The organism is Paenarthrobacter sp. JL.01a (assembly GCF_025452095.1).
In the GTDB taxonomy this organism is placed as follows: Bacteria; Actinomycetota; Actinomycetes; order Actinomycetales; family Micrococcaceae; genus Arthrobacter.
On sequence record NZ_CP104877.1, the window covers coordinates 3,012,134 to 3,034,419 of the forward strand.

General features: G+C 62.1%; 22 protein-coding genes. 8 read left to right on the forward strand and 14 right to left on the reverse strand.

What is annotated here, in order from left to right:
* Positions 1 to 37: 37 nt before the first annotated feature.
* The 3 genes from N5P29_RS14115 to N5P29_RS14125 all read left to right on the forward strand — a co-directional run bounded on the left by N5P29_RS14115 (position 38) and on the right by N5P29_RS14125 (position 2,573).
* Positions 38 to 916: a glutamate ABC transporter substrate-binding protein gene (locus N5P29_RS14115; protein ID WP_262275504.1), complete on the forward strand. Its 879-nt coding sequence runs from the start codon at positions 38 to 40 to the stop codon at positions 914 to 916.
* A gap of 92 nt (positions 917 to 1,008) precedes the next feature.
* Positions 1,009 to 1,659 (forward strand): amino acid ABC transporter permease, encoded by a 651-nt coding sequence (locus N5P29_RS14120; protein WP_262275505.1) that lies wholly within the window; start codon positions 1,009 to 1,011, stop codon positions 1,657 to 1,659.
* The gene (locus tag N5P29_RS14125) at positions 1,656 to 2,573 is read left to right on the forward strand and encodes an amino acid ABC transporter permease (protein WP_262275506.1); all 918 of its coding nucleotides are present in this window, start codon (positions 1,656 to 1,658) and stop codon (positions 2,571 to 2,573) included. The genes N5P29_RS14120 and N5P29_RS14125 overlap by 4 nt, the downstream gene beginning before the upstream one ends.
* Positions 2,574 to 2,632: 59 nt before the next feature.
* Here the strand turns inward: N5P29_RS14125 and dapE are convergent, their stop codons facing one another.
* Positions 2,633 to 3,730 (reverse strand): succinyl-diaminopimelate desuccinylase, encoded by a 1,098-nt coding sequence (gene dapE / locus N5P29_RS14130; RefSeq protein WP_262278592.1) that lies wholly within the window; start codon positions 3,728 to 3,730, stop codon positions 2,633 to 2,635.
* Between the two features lie 117 nt (positions 3,731 to 3,847).
* Here dapE and dapD point away from each other — a divergent pair, with 117 nt between their 5' ends.
* Complete coding sequence (gene dapD / locus N5P29_RS14135; RefSeq protein WP_262275507.1) at positions 3,848 to 4,873, forward strand: 2,3,4,5-tetrahydropyridine-2,6-dicarboxylate N-succinyltransferase; 1,026 nt, start codon at positions 3,848 to 3,850, stop codon at positions 4,871 to 4,873.
* Positions 4,874 to 4,886: 13 nt separating this feature from the next.
* Positions 4,887 to 5,729 (forward strand): transglycosylase SLT domain-containing protein, encoded by an 843-nt coding sequence (locus N5P29_RS14140; protein ID WP_262275508.1) that lies wholly within the window; start codon positions 4,887 to 4,889, stop codon positions 5,727 to 5,729.
* A gap of 63 nt (positions 5,730 to 5,792) precedes the next feature.
* Here the strand turns inward: N5P29_RS14140 and N5P29_RS14145 are convergent, their stop codons facing one another.
* A complete protein-coding gene (locus N5P29_RS14145) occupies positions 5,793 to 6,404 on the reverse strand; it encodes a hypothetical protein (RefSeq protein ID WP_262275509.1) in 612 nt (203 codons plus the stop codon).
* 94 nt (positions 6,405 to 6,498) lie between these two features.
* Complete coding sequence (locus N5P29_RS14150) at positions 6,499 to 7,122, reverse strand: TetR/AcrR family transcriptional regulator (protein WP_262275510.1); 624 nt, start codon at positions 7,120 to 7,122, stop codon at positions 6,499 to 6,501.
* Between the two features lie 80 nt (positions 7,123 to 7,202).
* Here N5P29_RS14150 and galE point away from each other — a divergent pair, with 80 nt between their 5' ends.
* Entirely contained in the window at positions 7,203 to 8,219 is a 1,017-nt protein-coding gene (galE, locus tag N5P29_RS14155) for a UDP-glucose 4-epimerase GalE (RefSeq protein ID WP_262275511.1), read from the forward strand.
* 63 nt (positions 8,220 to 8,282) lie between these two features.
* Here galE and N5P29_RS14160 read toward each other — a convergent pair whose 3' ends face one another.
* From N5P29_RS14160 to fdxA, 3 genes are all read right to left on the reverse strand, one after another.
* Positions 8,283 to 9,566: a citrate synthase gene (locus tag N5P29_RS14160; RefSeq protein WP_018776553.1), complete on the reverse strand. Its 1,284-nt coding sequence runs from the start codon at positions 9,564 to 9,566 to the stop codon at positions 8,283 to 8,285.
* Between the two features lie 231 nt (positions 9,567 to 9,797).
* Positions 9,798 to 10,946, reverse strand: coding sequence for a succinyldiaminopimelate transaminase (gene dapC, locus N5P29_RS14165; protein WP_315973352.1), 1,149 nt, complete (start codon positions 10,944 to 10,946; stop codon positions 9,798 to 9,800).
* Between the two features lie 14 nt (positions 10,947 to 10,960).
* Positions 10,961 to 11,287: a ferredoxin gene (gene fdxA, locus N5P29_RS14170; protein WP_018776555.1), complete on the reverse strand. Its 327-nt coding sequence runs from the start codon at positions 11,285 to 11,287 to the stop codon at positions 10,961 to 10,963.
* 134 nt (positions 11,288 to 11,421) lie between these two features.
* Here fdxA and N5P29_RS14175 point away from each other — a divergent pair, with 134 nt between their 5' ends.
* Positions 11,422 to 11,658: a putative acetyltransferase gene (locus N5P29_RS14175; RefSeq protein ID WP_262275512.1), complete on the forward strand. Its 237-nt coding sequence runs from the start codon at positions 11,422 to 11,424 to the stop codon at positions 11,656 to 11,658.
* Here the strand turns inward: N5P29_RS14175 and N5P29_RS14180 are convergent.
* Together N5P29_RS14180 and typA are read right to left on the reverse strand one after the other, a co-directional pair.
* Complete coding sequence (locus N5P29_RS14180; RefSeq protein WP_262275513.1) at positions 11,606 to 12,022, reverse strand: hypothetical protein; 417 nt, start codon at positions 12,020 to 12,022, stop codon at positions 11,606 to 11,608. The two genes, N5P29_RS14175 and N5P29_RS14180, sit on opposite strands and share 53 nt — an antisense overlap.
* Positions 12,023 to 12,057: 35 nt before the next feature.
* Positions 12,058 to 13,974, reverse strand: a complete 1,917-nt coding sequence (typA, locus tag N5P29_RS14185; RefSeq protein WP_262275514.1) for a translational GTPase TypA — start codon at positions 13,972 to 13,974, stop codon at positions 12,058 to 12,060.
* A gap of 283 nt (positions 13,975 to 14,257) precedes the next feature.
* Here typA and N5P29_RS14190 point away from each other — a divergent pair, with 283 nt between their 5' ends.
* Positions 14,258 to 15,094, forward strand: a complete 837-nt coding sequence (locus N5P29_RS14190; protein ID WP_262275515.1) for an SGNH/GDSL hydrolase family protein — start codon at positions 14,258 to 14,260, stop codon at positions 15,092 to 15,094.
* A 70-nt stretch (positions 15,095 to 15,164) separates the two neighbouring features.
* Here the strand turns inward: N5P29_RS14190 and N5P29_RS14195 are convergent, their stop codons facing one another.
* From N5P29_RS14195 to N5P29_RS14220, 6 genes are all read right to left on the reverse strand, one after another.
* A complete protein-coding gene (locus N5P29_RS14195) occupies positions 15,165 to 16,880 on the reverse strand; it encodes an ABC transporter ATP-binding protein (protein ID WP_262275516.1) in 1,716 nt (571 codons plus the stop codon).
* 11 nt (positions 16,881 to 16,891) lie between these two features.
* Positions 16,892 to 17,875: an ABC transporter permease gene (locus N5P29_RS14200; RefSeq protein WP_262275517.1), complete on the reverse strand. Its 984-nt coding sequence runs from the start codon at positions 17,873 to 17,875 to the stop codon at positions 16,892 to 16,894.
* A complete protein-coding gene (locus N5P29_RS14205) occupies positions 17,865 to 18,794 on the reverse strand; it encodes an ABC transporter permease (RefSeq protein WP_262275518.1) in 930 nt (309 codons plus the stop codon). Before N5P29_RS14205 ends, N5P29_RS14200 begins: the two co-directional genes overlap by 11 nt.
* A 210-nt stretch (positions 18,795 to 19,004) precedes the next feature.
* Complete coding sequence (locus tag N5P29_RS14210) at positions 19,005 to 20,642, reverse strand: peptide ABC transporter substrate-binding protein (RefSeq protein ID WP_262275519.1); 1,638 nt, start codon at positions 20,640 to 20,642, stop codon at positions 19,005 to 19,007.
* 280 nt (positions 20,643 to 20,922) lie between these two features.
* Positions 20,923 to 21,213: a nucleotidyltransferase gene (locus N5P29_RS14215; RefSeq protein WP_262275520.1), complete on the reverse strand. Its 291-nt coding sequence runs from the start codon at positions 21,211 to 21,213 to the stop codon at positions 20,923 to 20,925.
* A gap of 444 nt (positions 21,214 to 21,657) precedes the next feature.
* Positions 21,658 to 22,119, reverse strand: coding sequence for a hypothetical protein (locus N5P29_RS14220; RefSeq protein WP_262275521.1), 462 nt, complete (start codon positions 22,117 to 22,119; stop codon positions 21,658 to 21,660).
* Positions 22,120 to 22,286: the final 167 nt, after the last annotated feature.

Sequence of the window (22,286 nt, forward strand, 5' to 3'; positions counted from 1 at the left end):
CCCGGCCGTAAGGCGGCCATCCAATGAAAGGAACATCATGAAGTCTCTTATTACCCGGAGGAAGTCGCTCCTGGTGGCCGCTTCTGCTGCTATTGCCCTGTCGCTGAGCGCATGTGGTGGCGGCGGAAGCTCCACCACTCCCCCCGTTGCTTCCGCGAGCTTCGAAGCCGGCACCACCATGGCGAAGCTGAGCGAGGCCAAGACGATCAAGATCGGTACCAAGTTCGACCAGCCGCTCTTTGGACAGAAGGGCCTGGACGGAAAGCCGGTCGGTTTCGACGTTGAAATCGGCAAGGCCATCGCCGCCAAGCTGGGCATCGCTGCCGACAAGATCGAATGGGTGGAGACCGTCTCCCAGAACCGCGAGTCCTTCATCGAGCAGGGCCGTGTAGACCTGGTCATCGCCACCTACACCATCAACGACGCCCGCAAGGAAAAGGTCTCCTTCGCAGGCCCGTACTACGAAGCAGGCCAGGCATTGCTGGTGAACAAGGACGATAACTCCATCACCAAGCCCGAAGACGTCAAGGGCAAGAAGGTGTGCTCCGTGACCGGCTCTACCCCGGCCAAGACCATTGCCGAGAAATACGGCGCCGAGGTCGTTCCGGCCGCCACGTACACCGCCTGCCTGGAGCCGCTGCGCAACAAGCAGGTTGTCGCCGTGACCACCGACAACGTCATCCTCGCCGGCTACGTCGACAAGGAACCGGACGCCTTCAAGCTCGCCTCGGACCAGACCTTCACCAAGGAGCCCTACGGCATCGGCCTGAAGAAGGACGACACCGTCTTCCGCAACTGGATCAACGACCAGCTTGAGGGATTCGCAAAGGACGGCACCTACAAGAAGGCATGGGAAGCCACCGCAGGCAAGGTCATCAAGACCGCTCCTGAACTTCCTGCGATCAACCGCTACTAGTCGGGACCAATCAACTGCCGCCGCCCATCCGGACGGCGGCAGTTGATGAATCCAGGACCCTGTTCCCTGATTAGCTGCAGCCAAAGGAAGCCATGGACGCCGTCATAGCAAGCCTCCCCGAATACTGGGACGGATTTCTCCGAACCCTTTATCTCTCCGTAATTTCAGGAATCATTGCCCTCGTTGTCGGCACACTCCTGGCGGCCATGAGGGTCTCCCCCGTGGCAGCACTCCGCGGCTTCAGCATGTTCTATGTTGAAGTAGCCCGTAACACCCCCCTGACTATCATTTTCTTCTTCGCAGCCATCGTTCTCCCGCGGCTGGGCGTCAAATTCGAACAGTTCGAAGTGGCCGCCATCATCGCCCTGAGCAGCTACACCGCCGCCTTCATCGCTGAAGCAGTCCGTTCCGGCGTCAACAGCGTCCCCGTTGGCCAGGCCGAAGCTGCCCGCAGCGTCGGGATGACCTTCACCCAGGTCCTGGGCTTCATCGTCCTGCCCCAGGCCGTTCGGACGGTGGTCCCGCCGTTGATCAACATCCTGATCGCTTTGGTCAAGAACTCCTCGGTAGCCGGCGCGTTCTTCGTCCTGGAGCTCTTCGGCTACGGTCGCCAGCTCTCGAATGACTACGGCAACCAGGTCCTCTGGATCCTTCTTGGGGTGGCATTCTTCTACCTCCTCATCACGGTTCCCCTTGGCCTCCTGGCGCACTTTGTCGAACGAAAGGTGGCGATTGCCCGATGACCTCGGTCCTGTACGACGTCCCCGGGCCCAAGGCCCGCCTTTACTCGCTCATTGGTTCCGCTGCCGGAATCCTGATCATCCTCGGCGTCCTGGCCATCGCCGTGATGACCCTGGCCCAGCAAGGCATCTTCGACGCCGACCGCTGGGAAATCTTCTACGGCCCCATGGCTCCGGATGTCTGGAACCTGATTGGCCAAGGCATCCTCTCCACCCTTGCTGCTGCTGCGGTGGCGGCGATCATCGCCTTCCCGCTGGGAATCGGCCTTTGCCTGCTGCGCATCTCGCTGATTCCCTGGGTCCGCATTCCTACCCAGGTGGTGCTTGAGTTCCTCCGCGGCATGCCCGTGGTCCTCATGATGTTGTTCGTCCTGCTGGTGTTCGCCACGGGGCAGTTCCAGGCAGTCGTGGTTGGCCTGGTTCTCTACAACGCCGCCATCTTCGCGGAGATCCTCCGTGCTGGTATCCAGTCGCTGCCAAAGGGACAGCGCGAAGCCGGGCTGGCCATCGGTCTGCGCAGCTTCCAGTCCCGGATGTCCATCGAATTCCCGCAGGCAGTCCGGCGCATGCTTCCCTCGCTGGTAGCCCAGCTGGTTGTACTCCTGAAGGACACCTCGCTCGGCTACATCGTGGGCTACGAGGAACTGCTGAGGAAGATCCAGATCATGGCCGACTTCCTCGGGCCGAACTTCCTGTTTCCGGCGTTCTTCGTCGGTGCTGCGATCTACATCCTGATCAACCTGACGGTTTCCCGCATCGCGATCCTGATCGAACGCCGCGGCTCCAAGAAGGCTGCCGGAGGCGTGGCATCGGCCACTATCCGCACAGGCCTTGAGGGCACCGGCAATGATCCAGTTGCCCAAAATGTGGTTCTGGGTCCGGACCACCGGGACGCTTCCGGCACCGACAAGAAGTAAGTCGACCCATAGAGAAGGCCCGCAGCCAAAATTGGCTGCGGGCCTTCTTTTTGTCAGGGTCAGGCCGACGGCGCCAGCCACGTCCGGAGTGCACGCAGGCACTCACGGATGGCATCGGCGTCGACGTGTTCGTTGTCCTTGTGCGCCAGCAGCGGATCGCCGGGGCCGAAGTTCACCGCCGGGATGCCCAGCTCACTGAAACGCGCGACGTCGGTCCAACCGTATTTCGGCTTGGGCTCCGCACCGACGGCGGCAACAAAGGACGCGGCAGCAGGGTGGTTGAGTCCCGGCCGCGCGCCTGCAGCGGCGTCTGTGCGGACGACGTCGAAGCCTTCAAGGAGTTCGCGGACGTGGGCTTCGGCTTCGTCGGGGGTCTTGTCAGGGGCGAAGCGGTAGTTGATCTCCACCACGCAACGGTCCGGGATGACGTTGCCCGCGGTGCCGCCGTTGATCTTCACCGCGTTGAGGCTTTCACGGTAGTCCAGGCCATCAACGTTGATGGTCTTGGGCTCGTAGGCAGCCAAGCGCTCAAGGATCGGGGCAGCGGCGTGGATCGCGTTGACGCCCATCCATGCACGCGCCGAGTGGGCTGTTTCACCGAAAGTCGTGGCCTCGAAGCGGCTGGTTCCGTTGCACCCGCCTTCCACCGTGCCGTGCGTCGGTTCCAGCAGAATCGCGAAGTCGCCCGTCAGCAGCTCCCCGTGGTTGCGGACCAGCCTGCCCAATCCGCTCTTGACCGCTTCCACTTCTTCGTGGTCGTAAAACACGAAGGTGACGTCCTTATCCGGCTGCCGACCGCCGTCGAACAGGGTTGCTGCCAGCGCGAGCTGAACCGCGACGCCGCCCTTCATGTCCGTGGTGCCGCGTCCGTAGAGCACGCCCTCCCCCGGGGTTCCCGATTCCCAGGTTGCCGGGACGGTGCCCAACGATCCCTCGACCGTCGGCAGGGGGACGGTGTCCAGGTGGCCGGCCAGGATGACGCGCTCAGGCAGCCCAAGTTCCGTCCGGGCAATGATGGCGTCTCCGTCACGGACCACCGCGTACGCAGGAATGGCCCGCAAGGCGGCCTCGACGGCGTCGGCCAGTTCGGTCTCGTTGCCGGAGACACTGTTGAAGTCGATGATCGCGGCCGTCAGGAGGGCAACGTCCTGGCGCAGGTCAAGGGGGCGGGGGCAGGGTTCGGGGTCACACGTTCAGCTTAATGCCAACAAATGCGACTTCTGCGGCGTGAGACCGGTTTTAGCCCACCTCTGCCTGCTGGATAGACTTGGGCCATGACTGAAACTGCTTCCGCCGCTGCGCCTGCAACCGCGCCCGCCAATGATCGATCAGCTTACGGATTCGGCCTCGCCACCATAGCCACTTCGGCCTCAGGGGAAGCAACGGTCCTGGACGTCTGGTTCCCGGCACCGGCCCTCGGCGTTGCAGCCGAGACCCTGCGCGACGTCGAAAACGCCGACCCCGCGCTCACGGCGCTGGCGGAGGAAAGCAAGGATGCCGACCGCGGTACCGAGCAGAAGGTGGTCTTCGCACAGATCGACCTCGACGCCGCCCCGGCGGACACTGCCGACGCCTACCTTCGCCTGCACCTGCTCTCCCACCGCTTGGTCAAGCCGAACAGCATCAACCTGGACGGCGTTTTCGGAAAGCTCCCCAACGTGGTCTGGACCAACTTTGGCCCCGCCGCGGTTGAGGGCTTCGAGTTGACCCGCGCCCGCCTGCGCAAGCGCGGCAACGTGGTGGTCTACGGCGTGGACAAGTTCCCGCGCATGGTCGACTACGTGGTTCCCACGGGCGTGCGCATCGCCGACGCCGACCGCGTCCGCCTCGGTGCCCACCTGGCCGAAGGCACCACGGTGATGCACGAAGGCTTCGTGAACTTCAACGCAGGAACCCTGGGCACCTCCATGGTTGAAGGCCGCATCTCCGCCGGTGTCGTGGCCGGCGACGGTACCGACGTCGGTGGCGGCGCGTCCATCATGGGCACCCTTTCCGGTGGCGGCAAGGAGAAGATCGCCCTGGGTGAGCGTGTACTGCTCGGCGCGAACTCCGGTGTGGGCATCAGCATCGGTGACGACTCCGTGGTCGAAGCCGGCCTCTACGTCACCGCCGGAACCCGCGTCCGCGTGCCGGGCCCCAAGGACGAGAACGGCGAAGACACCAGCCAGATCATCAAGGCCGTGGAACTCTCCGGCGTTCCCAACCTGCTGTTCCGCCGCAACTCCACCACTGGTGGCGTGGAAGTCCTTCCGCGCAAGGGCCAGACCGTGGAGTTGAACGAGGCACTTCACGCCAACTAGCAGGAGGACAGCAGTGCGCCGGTTCCGCCGCGCCATCGTAGCGGTGCTGGCCTTGGCCCTTGTTGCAGGGGCCATCTACGCGATCGTGGCTGTACTGCAGCGCTCCGAGACCCTGGTCACGGAGCGCTGCACCGCCGTCGTCGGTTCTGAAAGCCACGAGCTCGCCACGGACCAAGCCGCCAACGCATCGCTCATCACGGCAATCTCCGTCAAGCGTGGGCTGCCGCCCAGGGCGGCGAGCATCGCCTTGGCCACCGCCATGCAGGAATCCCGGCTGCGCAACATCAACTACGGTGACGAAGCCGGTCCGGACTCCCGTGGACTGTTCCAACAAAGGCCGTCGCAGGGCTGGGGCACCGAAGCACAGGTCATGGACCCCGTTTACGCCACCAACGCGTTCTACGACGGACTGGTCAAAATCCCGGGCTACGAGACCATGGAAATCACCCAGGCGGCGCAGGCAGTCCAGCGCTCGGCCTTTCCCCGCGCGTACGCCCAGCATGAGCCGATGGGCCGGGCCTTCGCCTCAGCACTGACCGGGCATTCGGAATCCTCGCTGAACTGCGAACTGCGCATGCCCGAAGCGGCGGGTGACCCTGCCGTCGTCGTCGATGAACTCACGACGGCGTTCGGCACCCAGCCTGCCTCAGTCCAGGGCCGCTCGGTGCAGCTGGAAGTGACCGGAACCCAGGCGTGGGCCGTGGCCCATTGGGCGGTGGCAAATGCGAAGGCCTTGGCCATCACCCAAGTGGATGTGGCGGGCCAGACGTGGAACCGGGAGAAGCGCGATGGCTGGCATGCAGCGGCCGCTCCCTCGGAGACGGTCACGATCACGGTCTCCGCTCCCCCCACCTGAGTTTTTGTACAGCTAATGCCCTTAAGAAGCTCTCTTAAGGGCATTAGCTGTACAAAAACTCCGTCAGGCGAGGAGCTCCACGACGGGTTGGACGTAGCTGCGGAAGGCATCCGGCTGGGACATCAGGCGGTGGCTCATGATCATGGTGTTGGGTTCGAGGTACCACGCGCGGGGTTCGTTCAGCGGCAATTCGATGATGGTGAGATCGAAGTCCCGCGAACTTCGCCCAACCTCCAACAGCCGGTCCTCCACCATCTCGCTGAGGAGCTCGGTTGTACCGCTCGCCGCGCGTTCGGCTTCCAGGCGGGCGTATTCGTCGATCCTGTCCGTCGCCCATCCCAAGGCCGAGCCGAAGTGCGCCTGCAGCACCCTTTGCAGCGCCGGGGAGTTCCCGAACGCCTTGAAGCTTGGGGGCGCCAGCTCCGACACCGGGTTGGGATAGGACTTCAACAACCGTTCCCACCATGCCTCCCACTCGGTCTTGAGGGCATTGATGCCGCCGACATCGGAGGTGAGGTGGCTGTGGTCTGCGTGCCGTACTTTGGGGTCTGCATGGGAGAGGCTGGGCCTTCCCGCACCGTCCAGGCCCGCGACGTCGCGCAAGTACAGTGCGATGAGCATCGGTCCGGACGTGTCCATGGTGATACGCCAACCCTGGCCGTCTGATACGTGCATCCCTAGACCTTCCGCAGCAGGATACCGACACCACCCAGTCTATTCCTGATCAGCGGCCCTGTCCCATGCCGGTGCAGGGGTCCCATGCCGGCGGCTATGGCACTGCAAGCCCCGACAACGACCTCAGGTGGGCCGTGAGGACATCACTGCACACCTCGGCTGTCATCCATTCAGGTTGCAGCAGGGCGTGCATGCACAGCCCATCCATGGTCGCCAGAAGCCTTTCAGCTTCGGTAACCAGCGACTGCTGGTGGTCAGCCTGGCCGGGGTTCAGGAGCAGGATCAGTCGACCCACGATCGCCGCCACCGTCCTGTGGCTCCGCTCAGCTTCCGGGGCCAGGACGGGTTTGATTCGCGCAGCGTGCCGGAAGGCCATCCATACACAGGCATCGACGGCAAGTTCCTCATCCAGGGGCAGGAACTGGCCCAGGAGATTCAGGACGGCAGCGTGCTGACCCGGGCTGCCGGGTCCTTCTTCCTCCACCACGGCCAGCGCTGCTTCGAGCCGCCCGGCGATGCGGTCTATCACCGTTCCGAAAGAGAAGATGAGCAGTTCATCGCTGCTGGCAAAATAGTGACGGACTGAGCCCACGGCCAACCCGGCTTCATCCGCTACCTCCCTGAGGGAGGCCCGCTCCAAGCCATCGCTGGCGATGATCCTGAATACGGCTTGGACGACTTCCTGGCGCCGGGCTTCGGCATCAACAATTTTGGGCACTAATCGTTTTTAGCACGAACGTGCTTCCACGCCGCTCAACACGGAGCGGCGTGCCCTCGATTTCCGATAGCGTAGGGACCATGAAAATTCTTGTCACGGGTGGCACCGGCTACATCGGTTCCCACACCGTCTTGTCCCTTCTGGAAGCCGGCCACGACGTCGTCGTGCTGGACAACCTGGTGAACTCCAGCGAGGAGTCACTCCGCCGCGTGTCCGAGCTGACCGGCAAGACTGCTGCCTTCCACAAGGTCGACCTGGTGGACGAGCCTGCCGTTGAGGCCGTGTTCGACCAACACCAGATCGACGCCGTCATCCACTTCGCGGGTTTGAAGGCCGTTGGCGAGTCCGTCCAGGAACCCCTCGCGTACTACTACAACAACATCGTGGGCACCCTGAACCTGCTCCGCGCCATGGACAAGCACGATGTGCGCTCCATCGTCTTCAGCTCTTCGGCAACCGTGTACGGCGAGCACAACCCGATCCCCTACATCGAGAAGATGGAGATCGGCGCCAACAACCCCTACGGCCGCACCAAGGAACAGATCGAGGACATCCTCTCCGACCTGGGCAACGCGGACGACCGCTGGCACATAGCACTGCTGCGCTACTTCAACCCCGTTGGCGCGCACCCATCCGGCCGTATCGGCGAGGATCCCCAGGGCATTCCGAACAACCTCGTTCCGTTCATCGCCCAGGTAGCCGTTGGACGCCGCGAAAAGCTGATGGTCTTCGGCGGTGACTACGACACCCCGGACGGCACGGCACAACGTGACTACATCCACGTGGTGGACCTTGCCGAGGGCCACGTAGCAGCCCTGAGCTACATCGCCAACCGCGCTGGCGTCCGCCGGTGGAACCTGGGCTCCGGCCGTGGCTCTTCCGTGCTGGAGGTTCTCCGGTCCTTCGAGAAGGCCGTGGGCCAGCCGATTCCCTACGAGATCACCGGCCGCCGTGCAGGCGACCTCCCCGCTTTCTGGGCCGACGCCTCCTCTGCCTTGGCTGACCTCGGTTGGTCGACCACCAAAACAGTGGACCAGATGTGCGAGGACCACTGGCGCTGGCAGAAGAACAACCCCTACGGCTACAACGCTTCCTGAACCAACGACGACGGCGGCCGCCCACCTTGCGCGAGGTGGGCGGCCGCCGTCGTTATTGCCGGACTAGTTGGCCGGGTAGTTGCGCTCCGGCTCCCCTGTGTAGAGCTGCCGCGGGCGGCCGATCTTGGTCTGGGGGTCGTTGATCATTTCGCGCCACTGGGCAATCCAGCCCGGGAGGCGGCCGATGGCGAAGAGAACGGTGAACATCTTCTCCGGGAAGCCCATCGCCTTGTAGATGAGGCCGGTGTAGAAGTCGACGTTCGGGTACAGCTTGCGCTGGATGAAGTAGTCGTCCGCGAGAGCCTTCTCTTCGAGGCGCATGGCGATGTCCAGCAGTTCGTCGTTGCCGCCGAGCTTGCCCAGGACCTCGTGGGCCGTTGCCTTGATGATCTTGGCACGGGGGTCGTAGTTCTTGTAGACGCGGTGCCCGAAGCCCATGAGGCGGACGCCGTCTTCCTTGTTCTTGACCTTCTCCATGTAGTCCTCGGGCTTGATGCCGTCGGCCTGGATCTGGCGGAGCATCTTCAGGACGGCCTCGTTGGCTCCACCATGGGCGGGACCGAAGAGGGCGTTGATGCCGGCCGAAACCGAAGCGAAGAGGTTCGCGTTGGACGAGCCCACCAGGCGAACGGTGGACGTCGAACAGTTCTGCTCGTGGTCGGCGTGCAGGATGAGCAGCAGGTCCAGAGCCTTGACGACTACCGGATCCATTTCATACTGCTCAGCCGGAAGGCCGAAGCTCAGGCGCAGGAAGTTCTCCACCAGGTTCATGGAGTTGTCCGGGTACAGCATGGGCTGGCCGATGGACTTCTTGTGCGCGTACGCCGCGATGACGGGCAGCTTGGCCATCAGGCGGATGGTGGAAACTTCCACGTGCTCGGCATTGAACGGATCCAGCGAGTCCTGGTAGAAGGTGGACAACGCCGAGACGGCCGAAGAAAGAACCGGCATCGGGTGGGCATCGCGCGGGAAGCCGCCGAAGAAGCCCTTGAGTTCCTCGTGCAGGAGCGTGTGGCGGCGGATGCGCTGATCGAACTCTTCCAGCTCCGTGGGGGTGGGAAGGTTGCCGTAGATCAGCAGGTAGGAAACTTCGAGGAAGCTCGAGTGCTGTGCGAGCTGCTCGATGGGGTAACCGCGGTAGCGCAGGATGCCTGCGTCGCCGTCGATGTAGGTAATGGCCGAGGTGGTGGCCGCTGTGTTCATGAAGCCGGGGTCATAGGCAACGGCGCCCGTCTGCTTCAGCAGCTTGGAAACGTCGTAACCTTCGTTTCCTTCTACAACCTTGATGCGCGGCAGTTCGAGTTCGCCGCCGGCATGGCGCAGTGTCGCGCTGGTGGTCTCAGTCATGGAGTCCCCTTCATGAGGCCTTTGGGCCTCTATCGAACGCTTGTCCAACCACCTTCTGGTGCCGCCGTTGCAAGGCCTGCTGTTGCAGGGCTCCAACGCCCGGAGTGCATTCTTAGAGAAGGCCACCATTGATAGTCAGTTAAAAGCTACCGCCAGTAACCCTGCGGAACTAATCCGTAGCCTCCGGTTACTGGCGGAATGACGCCATAAGTGGGGCAAGTCACAGCATTGTTATGCGTTGGCGACAAGCCTTTCCACAGCGGCATCAATGCGTTCGTCGGTGCCGGTCAGTGCGACGCGGATAAACCCATTGCCGGCGTCTCCGTAGAAGACGCCAGGCCCAACCACGATACCGAGGTCAGCGAAGCGCGCAACCGTGTCCCAGGTGGCTTCGCCGGCCGTGGACCACAGGTAAAGCCCGGCCTTCGACTCATGGATCTGAAGCCCGAACTGCTCCAATGCCGGAACAAGACGCTCACGCCGGCCCCTGTACAGCTCCTTCTGGGCCAGGACGTGGCCGGCGTCGCCCAAAGCGACGCGCATGGCTTCCTGGATCGGGTACGGAACGATCATGCCCGCATGCTTGCGGCTGTTGACCATGTTGGCGATGATCGCCGAGTCGCCGGCAACGAAGGCCGCACGGTAGCCGGCAAGGTTGGATTGCTTGCTCAGCGAGTAGACACTCAGCAGGCCTTCGGTGGAGCCACCGGTGACCCGGGGATCCAGGATGCTGGGGACGGCTTCCCCTCCGCGCTGGGCATCCCATTCGCCCCAGCCCAGTTCCGCGTAGCATTCGTCCGAAGCGACCACTGCACCCAGTTCGCGGGCCTGGCCCACGATCCGGCGCAGCGAATCGATGTCGCGCACGCTGCCCGTGGGGTTGCCCGGCGAGTTGATCCAGATCAAGCGGACCTTTGCACGGGTAGCCGGGTCAAGCTCATCCAGATCGTCAGCTGCAACCGCCGTAGCTCCTGCCAGGGAGGCACCGATGTCGTACGTCGGGTAGGCGACAGTGGGGCGGACCACGACATCGCCGGCGCTCAGCCCCAACAGGAACGGCAGCCAGGCCACCAGTTCCTTGGACCCGACCGTTGGCAGCACATCCTTGGGATCCAGGCCCGGCACTCCGCGACGGCTTGCAAACCAGTCGACGACGGCTTGGCGCAATGGCTCAGTGCCGTGAACCGTAGGGTAGCCGTGGGCATCCGATGCCGCCGCCAGGGCATCACGGATGAGTCCCGGCGTCGCGTCCACAGGGGTTCCGATGGAGAGGTTCACTGCCCCACCCGGGTGCTTGGACGCCGTCGCCACGTACGGAGCCATGGCCTCCCACGGGTAGTCGGGCAGGTTAAGGCCAAAGGCGGGGGCCGCGGAAATCAAGGAGGCAACCGTCCTTAGTGGTCTTGGTTCTGCGGCGGCAGTGCGGCAATGAACGGGTGGTCCTTGCCGGTGTTGCCGATCTTCGCTGCGCCACCCGGGGAACCGAGGTCGTCAAAGAATTCGACGTTGGCCTTGTAGTAGTCGGCCCACTCTTCGGGGGTGTCATCTTCGTAGTAGATGGCTTCCACGGGGCACACAGGTTCGCACGCACCACAGTCGACGCATTCGTCGGGGTGGATGTAGAGGGAACGCTCACCTTCGTAAATGCAGTCGACAGGGCATTCTTCAATACATGCCTTGTCCTTGACATCCACACACGGCTGCGCGATTACGTACGTCACGTCCCAGACCTCTCCACGATTTGTCCCGGCGATGGCCGGGTAATACGGCCGGCTTCATGCCGGGCACTCAACTTCCGAGCCTATTATCCAACAGTGCGATCACGCCAACCTAGCCCGCGTCTTAGTATGAAACGGTGAACCCGCCACATTTGCCTCCACGCCAATTCCTGCTCAACGCAACGCCGGGCATAAGGGTGGTGGTGCGGTACAGGATCGACGACGGGCTCACCGACGCGCTGGGCTACCTGCTTGCCAGCAACGACACCGTTTGCACCGTACGGACCCGTACAACCGACGTCGAAATCCCCCTGGCGATGGTCATCGCGGCGAAGGAGGTTCCGCCGCCACCGCCGAGGCGGCAGGCCCGGTAGACCGGAGCCGGCTGGCGGCCACGAGCATGACCAGCGTCACTGCGCCGATACCGTAAATCCACACCGTCCCCGGCGTATCGCCGAGCACCAGTTGCTTCCCGGGTCCCGCAGACGACAAGACGCCGACGGCGGCATAGGCCACCACGCCTGCCACCGCCGTCGGGAGGATGGAGCGGAACCACGCCGCCAGCCACAGCTGCACTGAGGCGAGCAGCAGCAGCGCGGCAGCAACTCCCCAGAAAATTTCGACGCCGGACCAGACACCCGACTGCCGGTGCAGTGCCGTACCTGCCGCAGCAACGAAAAGAGCCGCCGGTACGGCCGCAGCAATGCTACGGACGGTACCGGCGGCTCCCCTCTTCATGCAGCTGTTCCGGGCTGGTTCAGAACCAGTTAGGACTAGGCCTTGGCGCGGGCGCGGTTGGCCTTGGCGCGCTCGTTGGAGTCGAGGATGACCTTGCGGATACGGATGTCTTCCGGGGTCACCTCAACGCACTCGTCTTCGCGGGCGAATTCGAGGGACTCTTCGAGGGTCAGCTCGCGCGGCGGCGTCAGGTTCTCGAAGGAGTCAGAGGAAGCAGCACGCATGTTGGTGAGCTTCTTTTCCTTGGTGATGTTGACGTCCATGTCGTCGGCGCGGGAGTTCTCGCCAACGATCATGCCTTCGTAAACCTCGGACGTGGGCTTCACGAAGAAGGAACCGCGCTCCTGGAGGTTGATCATGGCGAACGGGGTCACAACACCGGCGCGGTCGGCAACCATCGAACCGTTGGTGCGGTATTCGATGGGACCGGCCCATGGCTCGTAGCCTTCGGAGATGGAGGCTGCGATACCGGCACCACGGGTGTCCGTCAGGAAGCGGGTGCGGAAACCGATCAGGCCACGGGCAGGAACGATGAATTCCATGCGGCACCAGCCGGTACCGTGGTTGGCCATGTTGGTCATGCGGCCCTTGCGGGCTGCCATGAGCTGGGTGACGGCGCCGAGGTACTCTTCCGGAACGTCGATGGTCATGTGTTCCATCGGCTCGTGGAGCTTGCCGTCGATGGTCTTGGTAACAACCTGCGGCTTGCCGACGGTCAGTTCGAAGCCTTCGCGACGCATCTGCTCAACAAGGATGGCCAGGGCGAGCTCGCCACGACCCTGGACTTCCCACGCGTCAGGACGCTCGGTGGGGAGCACCTTGATGGAGACGTTACCGATCAGTTCCTTGTCCAGGCGGTCCTTCACCTGGCGGGCGGTGACCTTGGCGCCCTTGACCTTGCCGGCCAGCGGCGAGGTGTTGATACCGATGGTCATGGAGATCGCGGGATCGTCAACCGTGATGAGCGGCAGCGGCTGCGGGTTCTCGGCATCGGTGAGGGTTTCACCAATGGTGATGTCCTCGATACCGGCGACTGCGACGATTTCACCGGGACCGGCTTCTTCGGCAGGAACGCGGGTCAGTGCCTTGGTGGCCAGGAGTTCGGTGATCTTGACGTTCTTGAGTTCACCGTTCGCGCGGGCCCAGGCAACGGTCTGGCCCTTGCGGAGGGTGCCGTTGTAGATGCGGAGCAGGGCGAGGCGGCCAAGGAACGGCGATGCGTCAAGGTTGGTCACGTGTGCCTGCAGCACGCCGTCCGGGTTGTACGTGGGAGCAGGGATGTGCTCGATGATGGTCTTGAAGAGGGGCTCGAGGTCCTCGTTCTCCGGTGCCGAGCCGTTGGCCGGCTGCTCGAGGGACGCGCGGCCAACCTTGGCGGCGGCGTACACGACGGGAACTTCGAGGACCTTGTCCAGGTCCAGGTCCGGAACTTCGTCCGCGAGGTCCGAGGCGAGGCCCAGGAGCAGGTCCATGGACTCGTGGACGACCTCGTCGATGCGTGCGTCGGGACGGTCGGTCTTGTTGACCAGCAGGATGACGGGCAGGTGCGCAGCAAGGGCCTTGCGGAGCACGAAGCGGGTCTGCGGCAGGGGGCCCTCGGAGGAGTCAACCAGCAGCACAACGCCGTCAACCATGGACAGGCCGCGCTCGACCTCGCCACCGAAGTCGGCGTGGCCGGGGGTGTCGATCACGTTGATGGTGATGGTCTCGCCGTTGGAGGACGGGCCGTTGTAGGCAACCGTGGTGTTCTTCGCAAGGATGGTGATGCCCTTTTCGCGCTCCAGGTCACCGGAGTCCATGACGCGGTCCTCAACCTCACCGTGGGAAGCGAAGGAGTTGGTCTGCTTGAGCATGGCGTCGACCAGGGTGGTCTTACCGTGGTCAACGTGTGCGACGATCGCGACGTTGCGCAGATCGCTCCGCGACGCAGTGTTGGTGATGGTTTCAGACATGCGTTTATGACTCGTTTCAGTGGTGAAGTCAGCTGTTTGTATCCGCGCGCATACCTGATCGACTTGATCGGAACACACAGCGAAAAGACCCCGGGACACAGGGCACCTGCATCCAGTCTAAACGCAGATGCATTTATGAGCCTAAAAAGCAAGCTATTGGTAGCTGGATTGTGGCATCAGTCACAGGAGGCCACGTGTTCGTAAACACAAGTCAAGATGCTGGATTTTCGCGCGCCAGTGCCTGATGATTGCAGCAGAACCAGTGCCCCACGGAGACCAATCAATGCGTCAATCTTCGGCCGTGTTCCGCATGATCGCACCGTTGATCGCCGTCGGCGTCCTCGCGGTCGGTTGCGGACCAGCGCCAACCAGTGCCCCTGCTCCATCCGTCGCGCCCGCGCCTGCCAAGACGGCGGCCTCCGATAAACCACTCAGGGTGGCGCCCGAACCGAGCGCTCTGAACCTGCCCGCTGGCTCCCTCTACAAGAATCCCGTGAACAACCGCAACGAGCTGGTGCTGGCCGATGTACGCCACACCGCAGTGCTGATCGGAGATTCTCAAGCGATGCCTGCGGGTTCCTGGCCACAACAAGGAATCGCCGCATTGGGGTACAAGCTGCACGTGGTGGGAATGGGTGGCACCGGATATGTGGCCACCAACGGCAAGACGGGCAACTACATCGACGCACTGCAACGCGGCGACTGGGTACTCCCCTACGGCGAGCCGCCCTTGATTGTGGTGGAAGGCGGCGGAAACGATGCCACCCAGCGGGCCACGGACGCACAGATCACCAGCAACGCAGAGCGCTTGCTCGCTGCCCTGAAAACCCGCTACCCAGGTTCCCGGCTGGCCATGATCGGCACTTTGGCCCGCGGGGTCAGCAACGGCGGCGGACGCCGGACCGAAGTGGACGCACTCCTGGGACGGATCGCGGCCAAACATGGCATTCCGTTCGTCAGTGCCGGCGACTGGTTGACCCGCTACGACGCCATCGGAGACCTCCAGGACGGCGTCCACCTCAGGCCTACCGGGCACGCAAAGCTCGGCGTAGCACTGGCCCGCGAGCTGACGGCCTTGGGGCTCACTGCGCGCCCCGACAGCTCTTCGGCAGCCAAGTAGCTTAACGGCAAGAACCGGTGGTTCCCTTTGAAGGGAACCACCGGCTCTTGCTTTGAAATTACGACGCCGGTCAGGCCACCTCGGGAGGCAGCAGCAGCGAACCACCGGGAATCGCGTCCAGCAGGGCCTGCGTGTAGGCCTCGCGGGGGTTGTCGAAGACATCGTCCGTGCTGCCCGTTTCAACGAGCTTGCCCTTTTGCATGACGCACACGTGGTCTGCGATCTGCCGGACCACAGCGAGGTCGTGGGTGATAAACAGGTAGGTCAACCCAAGGTTGTCCTGAAGTTCTGCGAGGAGGTTCAGGACTTGGGCTTGGACCAGGACATCGAGCGCGGACACGGCCTCGTCACAGATGATGACTTCAGGATCCAAGGCCAAGGCGCGTGCGATTGCAATACGCTGACGCTGGCCACCCGAGAGTTCGTTCGGGTACCGCCGCATTGTGGACTGTGGCAAAGCAACTTGGTCCAGCAGCTCGCGCACTTTCTTTTCACGGCTGGCCTTGGTACCGATTTTGTGGGTCCGCAACGGCTCTTCAATGGTCCTGAAGATGTTGTACATCGGGTCCAAGGAGCCGTAAGGGTCTTGGAAAATCGGCTGCACCCGGCGACGGAACTTGAACAGGTCCTTGCTGTTCAACGTGGATGTGTCCACACCATCGAAAATGATCTTGCCCGAGGTGGGCTCCAACAGGTTGAGCACCATCTGGGCCACGGTCGACTTTCCGGATCCCGACTCGCCCACGATTGCCGTGGTTGTGCCACGCCGTACGGAAAACGACACCGAGTCCACAGCCTTGAAGTCCGTCGTCTTGCCAATGCCGCCACGGAGCTTGAAGACCTTGGTCAGTTCCTCAACCTTCAGCACTTCCTCCGGGAGCGCTGATTCCACGATCACCGGCTCGCTGGGTGCCAGGAGTTCATCGGACTCAACGCCCTGTTCCTTGGCAACCTGGATACGACGCGATGCGAGGGAAGGCGCCGAAGACACCAAACGCTTGGTGTACGGGTGCCTCGGATTACGCAGCAGCTCCAGGGAAGGTCCGGACTCGACGACCTGGCCTTTGTACATCACCACGACTTTGTCAGCCCGCTCGGCCGCCAGGCCGAGGTCGTGGGTGATAAGCAGGACAGCGGTCCCCAGCTCGGACGTCATCTTGTCCAGGTGATCCAGAATTTGGCGCTGGACCGTGACGTCGAGGGCCGACGTCGGCTCGTCCGCGATCAGCAGGCGCGGCTGGCAGGACAAGCCAATGGCGATGAGGGCGCGCTGGCGCATACCGCCGGAAAACTCGTGCGGGTACTGCTTGGCCCGACGCGCTGCGTCAGGCAACCCCGCCTCAGACAGCACTTTGGCGATGTCTTCCGGCCCGGAGGGAAGACCGTTGGCCTTCAGTGTCTCCTTGACCTGGAACCCGATTTTCCACACTGGGTTGAGGTTGGACATCGGATCCTGGGGCACCATGCCAATGGAATTGCCGCGGAGCTCGATCATGCGCTTTTCGCTGGCGTGGGCGATATCTTCGCCGTCGAAGAGGATCTCTCCGGCGGCTACCCGACCATTGCCCGGAAGCAACCCGATAGCGGCGAGGGCGGAGGTGGATTTACCGGAGCCGGACTCTCCTACAATCGCCACCGTCTCCCCTGGCATGACGGTGAAATGCGCGTTCCTGACGGCGTTGACCTCACCGTTGCTTGTGGCGAAGTTGATGGCCAGATTCTTGATCTCCAGCAACGGACGTTCAGAGCCAGCTGGTTCTTCCTTGATGTGAACCGATGTGTTCATCGCTTGGCCTTTCATCGTTTGCGCGCTTTCGGGTCGAGGGCATCACGAAGGGCGTCGCCCAGCATGATGAAACTCAAGACTGTGATCGAAAGTGCAATAGCCGGGTACAGCAACGGCATGGGGTTGGACCTCAACGATGCCTGTGCTGCCTGGATGTCATTACCCCACGACATAACACTCGGGGGCAGACCGATACCCAGGAATGACAGGGTGGATTCAGCCACGATAAAGGTACCCAGCGAGATGGTGGCCACCACAATGATTGGAGCCAAGGAGTTGGGCAGAACGTGGCGGAGCAATGACCGGAAGCGCGAAACGCCCAACGACCTGGCTGCCATCACGAAGTCCGCGTTTCGTACCTCGATGACGGCGCCCCTGGTGATGCGGGCAATTTGTGGCCACCCGAAAGTGATCAGAATGAGGATCAGCGTCCATACAGTCCGGTTGGCCCGGAATACAGGGAGCTGCATCATGACGATCGCGCCGAGGATCAGCGGCAGGGCAAAGAAGATGTCCGTCAGGCGGGCCAGAAGGGCATCAGCCCAGCCACCGTAGTAGCCGGCAAGGGCACCGATGGTTCCACCGAAAATGACAACTCCGAGTGTTGTGAACAGGCCGACGGTGACAGAGGATCGTGTTCCGAAAATCACACGGGCATAGACATCGCAACCCTGTTTGTTGAAGCCCAAGGGATGTCCACTGACCGGTCCGCCGTTAGAGTTGGCAAGCTGGCAGGCTTCACCAGAGGGGTCGATCGGTGAGAACAGGCCGGGGAACAGGGAGACCACAACAACAGCCAGGATCATGATGGCCGAGATGATAAAGAGCGGCTGCCTACGCAGGTTCTTCCATGCCTCACCCCAGAGGCTGGAGGGCGCCTGGTCCTCCTTCACCTTGTCGGTGGCTTGCAGCGGCGTCTCTTCGAGGTCAGCAACGAAGTGCTCGATGTGACGCGGGGCTGTGTCCTGCCCCGTCAGGTTGTTATCAGGAGTCATAGCGGATCCTCGGGTCAAGCCAGGCATACAGAAGGTCAACAATCAGGTTCGAGACACAGTAAACAAGGACCAGAACTGTGACGATTGATACCACGGTAGGTCCTTCCCCGGAAAGAACTGCGCGGTACAACCTGTTGCCGACGCCCGGGACGTTGAAGATGCCCTCAGTTACGATCGCGCCACCCATAAGGGCGCCAAGATCGGCCCCGAGGAACGTGACGACCGGAATCAAGGAGTTCCTCAGGATATGGACGTTGACGACCCTAAAGCGTGAAAGCCCCTTGGCCGTGGCTGTCCGAACGTAATCGGCATTCATGTTCTCGATGACGCTGGTCCTGGTGAGGCGCAGGACATAGGCGAAAGATGCCAGGCCCAGCACGATCGCCGGAAGAATGAGGTCTTGTACGGTCGCAGCTGAACTGACGGTGGGCTTAGCCCACCCCAATTGGACGCCGATGAAGAACTGAAGAAGGAAGCCGAGAACGAAGATCGGAATACCGATGACGATCAGGGAGGCGATCAATACAGTCCCGTCAAAAAGCTTGCCCTTGCGGAGTCCGGCAACAAGACCAAAAGCGATACCGAAGACGCCTTCAAAGATGAGCGCCATGATCGCCAAGCGGGCCGTTACCGGGAACACCTCACCAAGTACCGCGGCAATGGGTCGGCCGGAGAAGTCCTGGCCAAGATCAAAAGTAAAGATGCTCTTGAGGTAGAGCAGGTATTGCACAATAAACGGCTGGTCAAGGTTGTATTGGGCCCTGAGCTTGGCCGCGACTGCTTCGTTGACGGGTTTATCCCCAAAGAGCGCAGCAATGGGGTCACCCGGGAGGCTGAACACCAGGAAGTACACAAGGAGGGTTGCTCCAAGGAAAACGGGAATCAGCTGGAGGAATCGTTTCAGGATGTATGTGGCCATTAGCGCGATACCTCCCGAACAGCGGGCACCCGATCCAGGGGTGCAGCGGAGTTGTTCATCGAAGAACCTTTTCGATCGATGTGCAGGCTGCCCCGGCCAAGATCCGAAGATGTCTGCACAAGGACGCCCAACCGGAGTTGGGCGTCATTGATGTGAAACGCGATAAGGCGGCGGCAGCGCTCAATGAGCGCCCCCGCCGCCGATCGTCATTTACTTGCCAGTGATGTTGTAGTAGAGCGGGACGCCGTCCCAGCCGTAGTCAACATTCGTGACGCCTGTGCTCCAGCCGCCCTGCGACACCTGGTACCACAGCGGGATGGCCGGCAGATCCTGGAGGAGGATTTCCTGCGCCTTGTTCATTGCCTTGTTACCCTCAGCAACTGAAGGAGCGGAGAGACCGTCAGAGATGGCCTTGTCGAAGGTCGGGTTCTCATAACGGGCATCGTTCGAGCCGGCACCGGTCTTGTAGATCGGGCCCAGGAAGTTGTACAGCGACGGGTAGTCGGCCTGCCAACCCGCACGGATCGCACCGGTCAGCTTTCCGGAAGTGGCGAGGTCACGGGCTTCCTTGAAGGTAGCAAACGGAAGACCCTCTGCCTTGATGCCGAGGTTGTTCTTCAGCTGGTTGGTAACAGCCTCAACCCATGCCTTGTGACCACCCTTGTCAGCGTTGTACGCGATGGTGAAGACGGTGTTCGGGTCCCACTTCTGGATGGCGTCAGCCTTGGCCCAAAGGTCCTTGGCCTTGGCGGCGTCGAACTTGAGGTTGTCCGAGCCCGGGATGCTGTCGCTGTAGCCATCCAGGACGGGAGCCGTGAAGTCCTTCGCCGGCTGACGGCCACCGCTGAAGATCACCTTCGTGATCTCTTCACGGTTCATTGCCATGGAGATGGCCTGGCGGCGCAACTTACCGGCTTCACCGCTCCACTCCGGGAGGTATTCCGGGATGGCGATGGTCTGGTTGCCGGCGTACGGCTTCTCGATGAAGCGATCACCGAGGTCCGTCTTGAAGTTGGCGAGGGCGCTCGTCGGGATCGTCTGGAGGATGTCCAGGTTGTTGCCCAGGAGGTCCTGGTACGCGGCGTCATCGTTCTGGAAGATCTTGAACGTCACGCCACCGTTCTTGGCCTTGCGCGGACCGTTGTAGTCAGCATTGGGAACGAGCTGGATTTGCACGTTGTGCTGCCAACCGTTCTCTGCCATCTTGTACGGGCCGTTGCCTACCGGCTTTTCGCCGTAGGTCTTCGGGTCTGCAAGTGCTGCGGCAGGGACCGGCATGAAGGCCGTGTAGCCAAGTCGCAGCGGCCAGTCGGACTCGGGCTGCTTGAGCTCAACGGTGAAGGTGGTGTCGTCCACAACCTTCAGACCGGACATGGTGTCGACGGTTGAACCCTTGGCGCTGGTCTCGTCGTAGCCCTTGATGCTCTCAAAGAATGTCGCACTCAACTGAGCGTTCTTTGCTGCCGCACCGTAGTTCCAGGAGTCAACAAACGTCTTGGCCGTGATGGCTTCGCCGTTGGTGAATTTCTGGTCCTTCTTGATCTTGATTGTGAAGTTCTTGGCGTCAGGCGCCTCAATGGACTCAGCCAGTTCGTTGACCGGCTTGCCGGAGGGGTCGTAGCTGACGAGGCCCGAGAAGATCAGCGTCGCGATCTTTCCGCCGCCAACCTCGTTGATGTCCGCCGGCATCAGCGGCCGCTGCGGCTCAGAACCGTCAGCGATGATGACCTTGTTGGGATTTCCTCCGGATGCACCGGAGTCATTGTTGCTGCCGCCGCCGCAACCGGTCATTGCGAGGGCGATGACCGCCGCTACGCCTAGAGCTTTGGAAGTGCGCGAAAAACGCATTCCGCCTCCTATGAGTCGGGAAGTTGATCAGGGGAAGGTTGGTGGTTTCCCCCAGGCAGGCACAGTTTCCTACTGTGACGTTGCCTACATGTGAGTGTAAGCCTACCCACATTGCGTCCGGATGTTGGACCATGCTGGCCAAACTGTAACCGTTCCGCAACCTCTACATGCCTAAAACGCCGGGAATTTCAAGTCAAACGTTACTCGGTGGTAGCATACGCTGTCTGACAGCAGGACAGGGAAGGTTTGGGTCAAAGTTGAGCCCGTCGAATCTGTTGGATTAGCAGAACCGAGGGCTCTCCACGTAATCCGGAGGAAACGCACCCTCAGCAACCACATCAAGTTCAACGCCCATCGAGTCGCTGGCCACAGCTGCGAAAGCAGCGATCCCGAGCAGTCCGACGCCAGGGGATCGTGCAACCAGAATGTCGAAACCATTGCCGAGCTGGTCGACGCACCGGGCAGCAGAGCTGAAGATATGCGGGCGGCTCAGCCCGAAACGATAGGCCAGGGCGACCAGCTCACGGCGGCGGGTTTCAAGAGCTTCATGAGGCAGAGGACGCTGGTACACCCGGGACGTATGGTGGGAAGCCCGGAACCGGGCCGTGATCGGCACCGGAGATCTGGTCAGCATCGAACATTGGCAGTACAGACTGCCCTCCAAACCGTCGGTGCGGAGCTGCGCACGTTTACGCTGTGGCGGGAGCCGATGGCCGCGCAGAGGCGACTGCAATCCCTCAGCTAGTGCCGGCCAACCCGACGTCTCTCTGAATCCCGTGGTGACTGGCCTCTTCGAACGGGCGCTGGAACTGCGGATCCCACACAACTATTTCGCGCCGTGGATGATGGTACCCTCCCCCACCCTTGATGGGCGGCGTCCGGTGGACCTGCGAGACGCCCGGGACCCTGCGTCCTTGCTGCTGGCGATGGATCGACTACGCGTGGACGGATTACTGAAACGTTGAGTTCCTCGGCGCCCTGCTCAATGGTCAGGAAGCAGTGCTTCCTGACGGACTCAGACACGCTTGGCCCGCAGGAGCTTGATGATCTGGATGAGCAGCGCCACCAACAGAAGGGTGATGAAAACCCCGGGCAGCCGGCCTGTGGTCACTACGGCATCAACGGTGTTCACCACAGACATGGTTAGCGCCAGTAGTGTCATCACGAGAGCAGCCAGCAGTGGGACCTTTGAAGGCGACCTTCTGGCTGCTACGTTCCAGATTCCTGTACCCAACAGGGCCAGGAGGTAGCAGACGTTCAGTGCAATGAACCCAGCCTGCTCGGCCCTCTCTGCACCAGTGAGCGAATCCAGCACTGAAAGGTATGGCAGGTAGAGCAGGAACGACCCTACGGTCGTGAGCACAGTGAAGACCATGAGTCCGATGCCGACCGAGGTTCGAGCCTTGATGGTCTTGGCAGCGTCGTTATCTGGAGTAGATACAGGTACATGCTCTGGAGTTGGTACGTGGACGCTCATGGTTTCCCCCTTGGCAGCTAAGACACTCGAGTTGAAGGGTATCCTGTTGCGCTGCTGCCCGGGCGCCATGCCACACAGTCATCCCGTTCCTGATTTCGAATCGCTTGCTGCCCCCGGCGCTGCGCCAATTACAGGCGGTATTGTCGCGCCCTCCCCTACTGCCAGCG